Raw genomic sequence first — 9659 nt, 5'->3', positions numbered from 1 at the left:
CGCGCCCGCAACGCCTCCGGCGACCGCGCCGACACCACCCACGGCACCACCGGCATCCCAACCCGACCACCAGCAACCTCGGTTACCGGAGCCGGATCGCCCTCCTCCACGATCACATGCGCGTTCGTCCCACTGATCCCGAACGACGACACACCCGCCCGCCGCGGACGCCCCTTAACCTCCCACTCCCGAGCCTCCGAGAGCAGCTCCACCGCCCCCGCGTCCCAGTCCACGTGCGAGGTCGGCTCATCCAGATGCAACGACCGCGGCAACACACCGTGCCGCATCGCCATCACCATCTTGATCACACCCGCCATGCCCGCCGCGTGCTGGGTGTGCCCGATGTTCGACTTGATCGACCCCAGCCACAACGGCCGCTCAGCCGGCCGCTCACGCCCGTACGTCGCCAACAGCGCCTGCGCCTCGATCGGGTCCCCGAGCCTCGTGCCCGTCCCGTGCGCCTCCACCGCGTCCACCTCGGACGCCGCGAGCCCCGCCGACGCCAACGCCGCCCGGATCACCCGCTCCTGCGAAGGACCGTTCGGCGCCGTCAACCCATTGCTCGCACCATCCTGGTTCACCGCACTGCCCCGCACCACCGCCAGCACCTGATGCCCGTTGCGCCGGGCATCCGAAAGACGCTCCAGCACCAGGACACCCGCGCCCTCCGACCACCCCGCACCGTCGGCCGCCGCCGAGAACGACTTGCACCGCCCGTCCGGCGATCCCACCCGCTGCCGCGAGAACTCCACGAACAGCGTCGGCGTGGACATCACGATCACGCCGCTGGCCAGCGCCAGCGAGCACTCCCCGTTTCGCAGCGCCTGCGCCGCGAGGTGCAGCGCGACCAGCGAGGACGAGCACGCCGTGTCGAGCGTCAGCGTCGGCCCGGTGAACCCGAAGGTGTAGGCGATCCGGCCGGAGGCGATGGCGCCCGCGCTGCCGGTCAGCAGGTAGCCCTCGAACTCGGGGGACCTGGCCAGCAGGGTCCCGTGGTCCTGGCCGCTGATGCCGGCGAACACACCGGTCTCGCTGCCGCGCAGCGACTGCGGGTCGATGCCCGCGTGCTCGAAGGCCTCCCAGGTGGTTTCGAGCAGCAGCCGCTGCTGCGGGTCCATCGACAGCGCCTCACGCGGCGAGATGCCGAAGAAGCCCGCGTCGAAGCGGTCCACGCCGTCCAGGAAGCCTCCTTCGACGGTGTACGTCTTTCCGGGACTGTCCGGGTCCGCGTCGTACAGTTCTTCGGCGTTCCAGCCGCGGTCGGCCGGGAAGGGCCCGATCGCGTCGACCCCGTCGCTGACCAGCCGCCACAGGTCGTCCGGCGAAGTGACCCCGCCGGGGAAGCGGCAGGCCATGCCGACGATGACCACCGGGTCGTCGTCGGTGGCGGCCCGGGGCGTGCTCGGCACCGCCGTCGGGGCGGTCGCCGCGGCCCCGCCGAGCTCGCTGTCGAGGTGGGCGGCGAGCTCGGCCACGCTCGGGTGGTCGAAGACGAGGGTGGCCGACGGCCGCAGGCCGGTCGCGGTCTTGAGGCGGTTGCGCAGTTCGACCGCGGTCAGGGAGTCGAAGCCGAGTTCGGTGAAGGCCCGGTCCGGCTCGATCGCCGCGGTGTCGGGGTGTCCCAGCACCTCGGCGACCTGGGCGCGGACCAGCTCGACCAGGGCCCGGGTCCGGTCGACGGGGGACAGTCCGGCGAGCCGGCCGGCCAGGGAGGAGGCGCTCTCGCCGCTGCCCGCCGTGCCGCGGCGCGCGACGGTCCGCACCAGGCCGCGCAGCAGGGCGGGCAGGCCGGTGCCGAGGCCGCGCAGGGCGGCCTGGTCGAGCCGGGTGGGCAGCGCCCAGGTGTGGTTCTCCCGCAGCACGGTGTCGAACAGCGCGAGGCCCTCCGCGTCGGTGAGCGGTCGCATGCCGGCCCGGGCGATCCGACTGCGGTCGGTGTCGGTGAGCGCGCCGGTGAGCTTCCCGGCGGACTCCCACAGACCCCAGGCGATGGTGGTCACCGGCAGGCCGAGGCCGGCGCGGTGGGCGGCGAGCGCGTCGAGGAAGGCGTTGGCCGCCGCGTAGTTGGCCTGGCCCGCGCCGCCGAAGGTGGCGGCGGCCGAGGAGTAGAGGACGAACGCGGTGAGGTCGAGGTCGCGGGTGAGCTCGTGCAGGTGCCAGGCCGCGTCGGCCTTCGGGCGCAGCACGGCCCGGTACCGCTCGGGGGTGAGCGCGGTGACCAGCCCGTCGTCCAGGATCCCGGCGGTGTGCACGACGGCGCGCAGCGGCCGGTCGGCGGGGACGGCGGCCAGCAGTGCGGCGAGCTCGGACCGGTCGCCGACGTCGCAGGCGGCGAGGGTGGCCTCGGCGCCGAGTTCGGCCAGTTCGGCGCGCAACTCCTCGGCGCCCGCGGCCTTCGGGCCGCTGCGGCTGACCAGCAGCAGGTGGCGCACGCCGTGCTCGCGCACCAGATGGCGGGCGAGCAGGGTGCCGAGCGCGCCGGTGGCACCGGTGACCAGGACGGTGCCGGCGGGGTCGAACGGGCCGGGGCCGGCCTCGGCGGCGGCCGCGCGGGCCAGCCGGGGCACCAGGACGGCGCCGGCGCGGACCAGGACCTCCGGCTCGTCGACGGCCAGTGCGGCGGGCACCGCGGCGACGTCGTCGGTGTCGATCAGCCGGAAGCGGTCGGGGTGCTCGGTACGGGCGGCCCGGACGAGGCCCCAGACGCTCGCGGCGGCCAGGTCGGTGCCGTCCACGGCGCCGTCGGTCACCACCGCGAGCCGGGCACCGGACAGCCGCTCGTCGGCCAGCCAGGCGGAGAGCAGCGCGGCGGCGCGGGTGACCGCGAGGTGGGTGTCACCGAGCCGGTCGCCGCGACCTCCGCCGGCGGACCCGTCCGGCCTTGCCGGCCCGGCGAGGTCGGCCAGGCTGGTGAGCACCAGCTCGGGCACCTGCGCGCCGCCGTCCAGGGCCTGCCGCAGGGCCTGCGGGTCCGGGTGGACCGGGCTGCCGGGGAAGGCCGGCGCCAGGCTTGCCGCCGCCAGCAGCAGGGGCCGCTCGGGCGACGGCCCGGTGGGCCCGGTGGCCGGGGCCTCGCGCCAGTCGATCCGGAACAGGTCCTCGTGGACCCGGCCGGCGCCGCGCAGCGCCTCGGGGCTGACCTCACGCCAGGTGAGCGATTCGACGGTGGCGACGGGCGAGCCGTCGGTGTCGGCGAGCGCCAGGGCCACCGAGTCGGGCCCGGTCGGGGTGAGGCGGACCCGCAGCCGGGTGGCGCCGGAAGCGTGCACCTCGACGCCGTTCCAGGAGAACGGCAGCCCGCCGTGCCGCCCGTCGTCGACGACACCGCGCAGCAGCGGGTGCAGGGCGGCGTCGAACAGGGCGGGGTGGAGGACGAACCGGGACGCCTCGGCGGCCTGTTCGGGGGCGAGCGCGATCTCGGCGAAGATTTCGTCGGCCCGCCGCCAGACCGCGCGCAGCCCCTGGAACTGCGGCCCGTAGCCGTGGCCGAGTGCGGCCAGCCGGGCGTAGACGCCGTCCAGGTCGACCTCGGTGGCCCCGGCCGGCGGCCACTCGCCGAGCCGGGCGGGCGCCGCTGCGCCGGACGCCGTCCCACCGGGCCCGACCGCGCCGGTGGCGTGGCCGACCCACTCGGGGTCGAGCCCCTCGGCGGGCTCGGGCCGCGAGTGGACGGCGGCCTCGCGTCGGCCGTCCTCGTCGGCAGGTCCGATGACGACCTGGAGCTGCACCGCGCCCTGGGCCGGCAGCAGCAGCGGAGTCGTGAGGGTGAGCTCCTCGACGCGGCCGCAGCCCACCCGGTCGCCGGCGGCGGTGACGAGCTCCACCAGGCCGGTGCCCGGCAGCAGCACGGTGTCCATGACGGCGTGGTCGGCGAGCCACGGGTGGCTGCCGAGCGCCAGCCGTCCGGTCAACAGGACGCCTCCGCCGGCCAGTTCGACCGCGGCGCCGAGCAGCGGATGACCGGCGACGCCGAGCCCGGCGGCCGTGACGTCGCCCACCGCCGCGTCGGAGCGCAGCCAGTAGTCGGTGTGCTGGAAGGCGTACGTGGGCAGCTCCGCCGGCGGGCGCGGACCGTCGAAGAGCGCCCGCCAGTCCACCGGCACGCCCCGCACGTGGAGGGCGGCCGCGTTGTCGAGCAGCCGGCGCAGGCCGCCGTGGCCGCGGCGCAGCGTGCCGACCACCACGGCGTGCTCGGCGCCCTGCGCCTCGGCCGTCTCGCCGATCGCCATGGTCAGCACCGGGTGCGGGCTGACCTCGACGAAGACGCCGTGCCCGGATTCCAGCAGCGCGGCGGTGCCCTCGGCGAAGCGCACGGTGCCGCGCAGGTTGCGGTACCAGTACTCGGCGTCCATCCGGGCGGTGTCGATCCAGTCCCCGGTGACCGTCGACCAGAGCGGCGTGTCGGCGGAGCGCGGGGCGAGGTCGTCCAGTTCGGCCAGCAGCCGGTCTCGGAGCGTTTCGACCTGGGCGGAGTGCGAGGCGTAGTCGATCGGCACCCGGCGGGCGCTGAGCCCGTCGGCCGCCAGGTCGGCGAGCAGGCGCTCCAGCGCGGCGGCGGGACCGGCGACGACCACGGCCCGCGGGCCGTTGACGGCGGCCACCGAGAGCTCCTCGCCGTGTCGGGCGATCCGTTGCTCGACCTCGGCGAGCGGCAGCGGCACCGAGACCAGGCCGCCGAGGCCGGCCAGCTCGGTCAGCAGGCGGCTGCGCAGGACCACCACGCGGGCCGCCTCCTCCAACGTCAGCGCGCCGACCGCGCAGGCGGCCGCGAGCTCGCCCTGGGAGTGCCCGATCACGGCGTCCGGGGTGACGCCGATCGCCCGCCAGGCCGCCGCCAGCGACACCATGACCGCGAAGAGGGCGGGCTGCACCACGTCGTCGCCCTCCAGCGCCGGCGCGTCCTCCGCTCCGGCCAGCAGGCCGAGGACGGACCAGCCGGTCAGCTCACCCAGCACCCGGTCGCACTCGGCCATCGAGGCGGCGAACGCCGGTGAGGTGGCGAGCAGTTCGCCCGCCATGCCGACCCACTGGGAGCCCTGCCCGGGGAACACGAAGACGGTGCGGCCGGGCGCGGGGCCCGCGCCGACGACCGCCCCGGCCGAGCCCTCGGACACCTCGCGGGCCCCGGCGACGAGCTCCGCGCGGTCCGTGCCGAGCACCACCGCGCGGTGCTCGAAGGCGGCGCGGGCGGACAGCAGCGCCCAGCCCGCGTCGGCGACGTCCCGCACCGGGAACTCGGCCAGCCGGGCGGCCTGTTCGCGCAGGGCGGCGGCGCTGCGGGCGGAGAGCACCCAAGGCACCACGGCCGGCGGGGTACGGTCGGCCGCCTCGGCCGCCTCGGCCGGTTCCTCGACCGGGGCCTGCTCGATGATCACGTGGGCGTTGGTGCCGCTGATGCCGAAGGAGGACACGGCCGCGCGCCGGGGGCGCTCGCCCTGCGTCCAATCCTGCTCGCGGTCGAGCAGGCGGACGGTGCCGCCCGCCCAGTCGACGTGCGGGGACGGCTCGTCGGCGTGCAGGGTCCGGGGCAGCACGCCGTTGCGCAGCGCCATGACCATCTTGATGATCCCGGCGACGCCCGCGGCGGCCTGGGTGTGGCCGAGGTTGGACTTCACCGAGCCCAGCCACAACGGCCGGTCGGCCTCGCGTTCACGCCCGTAGGTGGCGAGCAGGGCCTCGGCCTCGATCGGGTCGCCGAGCCTGGTGCCGGTGCCGTGCGCCTCGACCACGTCCACGTCCCGGGTGGTCAGCCCCGCGTTGGCCAGCGCCTGGCGGATCACCCGCTGCTGGGCGGGCCCGTTGGGGGCGGTCAGGCCGTTCGAAGCGCCGTCCTGGTTGACCGCGCTGCCGCGCACCACCGCCAGCACCCGGTGGCCGTTGCGCCGGGCGTCGGAGAGGCGCTCGACCAGCAGCAGGCCGGCCCCTTCGGACCAGCCGACGCCGTCGGCCGAGGCCGAGAAGGACTTGCACCGCCCGTCCGAGGAGAGGCCGCGCTGCCGGGAGAACTCGACGAAGACCGCCGGCGAGGACATCACGGTGACCCCGCCGGCCAGCGCCATCGAACACTCGCCCGCCCGCAGCGCCCGGATCGCCAGGTGCAGCGCGACCAGGGAGGAGGAGCACGCGGTGTCCACGGTGACCGCCGGACCGGTCGTGCCCAGGTTGTAGGCGATCCGCCCGGAGGCGATGCTCGCCGCGCTGCCGTGGCCGAGGTAGCCCTCGAAGCCCTCCGGGGCGGTGGGGAACCGGGAGCCGTAGTCGGCGTACATCACGCCGGTGAAGACGCCCAGCGGCTGCTCCCGCACGGAGAGCGGATCGATTCCGGCGTGTTCCAGGGTCTCCCAGGCGGTCTCCAGCAGCAGCCGCTGCTGGGCGTCCACGCCCGTCGCCTCGCGCGGGCTCATGCCGAAGAACTCGGCGTCGAACTCGCCCGCGTCGTGCAGGAATCCGCCATCGGTGCTGTACGTCTTCCCGGCCCGGTCCGGGTCCGGGTCGTACAGGTCCGACGGCCAGCCGCGGTTGACCGGGAACGGGGTGATCGCGTCGCCGCCGGCGGCCACCAGCTGCCAGAGGTCCTCCGGCGAGCGGACCCCACCCGGGTACCGGCAGGCCATCCCGACGATCGCGATCGGCTCCTGGTCACGCTCCTCGAACTCCCGGATCCGGTGCTGGGCCTGGTACAGGTCCGCGGACACCTGCTTGAGGTAGTTCAGCAACTTCTCGTCGTTCGCCATCTCTTCCACCCCGATCGGTCCGGCAGTACAGCGGGCTTACAGCGGTGCTCAGTTGAGGGAGATCCCGAGTTCCCTGCTCACGAAGTCGTAGACCTCGTCGGCGGAGGCGTCGGCCAGCCGCCCGGCGGCCCGGGCCGCCTCGGCGTCGCCAGTCCACGCGGACAGCAGGGCGCCCAGCCGTTCCGCGGCCTCCGCCCGGGTTTCCGCGTCGAGCTCGGCGGTGGCGAGCTCGGCCTCCAGCTCGTCCAGGCGGTCCAGCACGGGGTGTCCCGGCGACACCTCCGCGCGCAGTTCGGCCCGCAGGTAGCCGACCAGGGCGGTCGGCGTCGGGTAGTCGAAGGCCAGCGTGGCCGGCAGGCGCCGCCCGGCCAGGGCGGTGAGCCGGTTGCGCAGGTCCACCGCGGTCAGGGAGTCGAAGCCCAGCTCCGCGAAGGTCCGGTCCCGGTCGAGGCCGTCGGCTCCGGCGTGACCGAGCACCACGGCGATCTCCCGGTAGACCGTCTCCTCGACCAGCCGGTCCCGGTCCTCCGGGGCGGTGCGCGCCAGCACCTCGACCAGGTTCTCGGCGGGCGCACCGGCCGGGCCGCCGGACCGCCGGGCCGCGGCGACCAGGCCGCGCAGCACCGCGGGCAGCGCCTCGCCCTGGGCGCGCAGCGCCTTGGTGTCCAGCCGCATCGGCAGCAGCCAAGGCCGGCCGGCGGCCAGGGCCGCGTCGAACAGGTCCAGGCCGGTGGCGTCGTCCAGTGCGACGACCCCGGCCCGGGCCAGCCGGCGCAGGTCGGAGTCGGTCAGGCGGCCGGTGATGCCGCTCTCGCGCGCCCACAGGCCCCAGGAGAGGGCCTGCGCCGGAAGGCCGAGGGAGCGCCGGTGCAGCGCGAGCGCGTCGAGGTAGGCGTTGGCGGCCGCGTAGTTGCCCTGGCCGGGGGCGCCGAAGGTGGCCGCGACCGAGGAGAACAGCACGAACGCGGACAGCTCCAGGTCGCGGGTCAGCTCGTGCAGGTGCCAGGCGGACAGCGCCTTGGGCGCGAGCACGTCGGCCGTCCTGCGCCGGTCCAGGGAGTCGATGACGCCGTCGTCGGCGACCCCGGCCAGGTGCAGCACTGCGGTCAGCGGGTGTGCGGCGGGCACCTCGGCCAGCAGCTCCGCCAGCTCCGTCCGGTCCGTCACGTCGCAGGCCACCATGTCGACCACCTCGGCCCCCAACTCCTTGAGTTCGGTGACGAGTTCGGCGGCCCCGGGAGCATCCGGGCCACGCCGCCCGGCCAGCAGCAGCCGGCGCACCCCGTGCGTGCCCACCAGGTGCCGGGCGAGCAGCCCGCCCAGCACACCGGTACCGCCGGTGATCAGCGTCGTGCCCTCGGTCGGGAACGGGACGCGCGCGTCGCCGTCCCCGGCCGCCGCCCGCACCACCCGAGGCACCAGCGCGGTACCGGAGCGCAGGACGAGCTGCGGCTCGCCCGAGGCCACCGCGCCCGGCAGCAGCGGCCAGGCCTCGTCCAGGTCGTCCACGTCCACCAGCACCAGCCGGTCGGGGTGCTCGGTCTGCGCCGACTTCAACAGGCCCAGGGCGGCGGCTCCGGAGAGGTCCTCCGGGTCCGGGCCGGCGGCGCCGGTGGTGACGACCACCAGCCGCGCCCGGGTGAACCGCTGGTCCGCCAGCCACTCCTGCACCAGCTCCAGGGCGTCGCCGACCACGGCGGGCCCGTCGGCCGGGCCACCGGCCGCCAGGGGCGCCAGCACGACCGGTGGCAGCGGCTCACCACCGTCGAGCCCGGCGCGCAGGGACGCCAGATCGGCGGCGTGCCGGGGGCTCCCGGGCCGGGGGGCGCCGAGCACCGTCCACGAGCCGGTGTCCCCTCCCCCGGGCAACTCGACCTGGTTCCAGGCGACTTCGTACAGCGACCGGTGGCCGACGGACCGGACGGAGCCGGCCTCCACCGCCCGCCAGGTCAGCGCGTCGATCCTCGCCACGGTCCGGCCGCCCTCGTCCACCATGTGCAGCGACACCGTGTCCGGGCCGACCGGCGCGATCCGCACCCGCACCCGCGTCGCACCCGTCGCGTGGACGCTCACCCCGCTCCAGGCGAACGGCAGGCCGGCCGGGCGCTCGTCGTCGACGACGCCGGGCAGCAGCGGGTGCACGACGGCGTCCAGCAGGGCCGGGTGAGCGACGAAGTCACCCGCCGCGCCGGGCTGCTGGGTCGGGAGCTCGACCGTCGCGACGATCGCCTCCCCCTCCTGCCAGAGCCGGCTCAGGCCCTGGAAGACGGGGCCGTAGACGTAGCCGCGCTCGGCCAACCCCTCGTACAGGCCGGTCAGATCGCGCTCCAGCGCACCGTCGGCGGGTGGCCAGGCGAACCCGGGGCCGGGTGCCGGCTCGGCGGCGCTCAGTGAGCCCGCCACGTGCTGGGTCCACTCGGCGTCGTCCTCGTCGAAGGCCGACCGCGAGTACACCGCCACGGCCCGACCGCCGTCCTCGCCCGGCGCCTCCACCACCACCTGGAGCTGGACGGCACCCGTGCGGGGCACCACCAGCGGCGCGGACAGCACCAGGTCCTCGACCCTCGGGCACCCGGCACGCCGCCCGGCCGTCAGCGCCAGCTCCACGAAGGCGGCGCCCGGCAGCAGGACCGAGCCCAGCACCGTGTGACCGGTGAGCCAGGGGTGGCTGGACAGGGAGATCCGCCCGGTCAACACCAGCCCGCCGTCCGGCAGTTCGACAGCGGCAGCGAGAAGGGGGTGGCCGGTCTCGGACAGGCCCGCCGAGGAGACGTCACCGGCGGAAACCGGCTCCAGCCAGTAGCGCTCGCGCTGGAACGGGTAGGTCGGCAGGGCGACGCGCTGGGGGTCGTGAGGGGCGAACAGGGCCGGCCAGTCGACGTCCGCGCCGTGGACGAAGGCGTGCGCCAGCGCGGTCACGGCCTG

General features: G+C 75.8%; 2 protein-coding genes. Both read right to left on the bottom strand.

All coding sequences use genetic code 11. The features are described from left to right. A partial coding sequence (locus tag ACWCYO_RS39200; RefSeq protein ID WP_449786871.1) for a type I polyketide synthase occupies positions 1-6734 on the bottom strand: 6734 nt, incomplete at its 3' end. A 48-nt stretch (positions 6735-6782) separates the two neighbouring features. Beyond that, positions 6783-9659: type I polyketide synthase (locus ACWCYO_RS39195; RefSeq protein WP_449786870.1), on the bottom strand; the 2877-nt coding region annotated here is incomplete at its 5' end.

The sequence above is a fragment of the Kitasatospora sp. NPDC001683 genome (assembly GCF_053596495.1).
The sequence above is the reverse complement of the archived record's forward strand: the minus strand, read 5'-3'. Positions and strand labels throughout refer to the sequence as shown.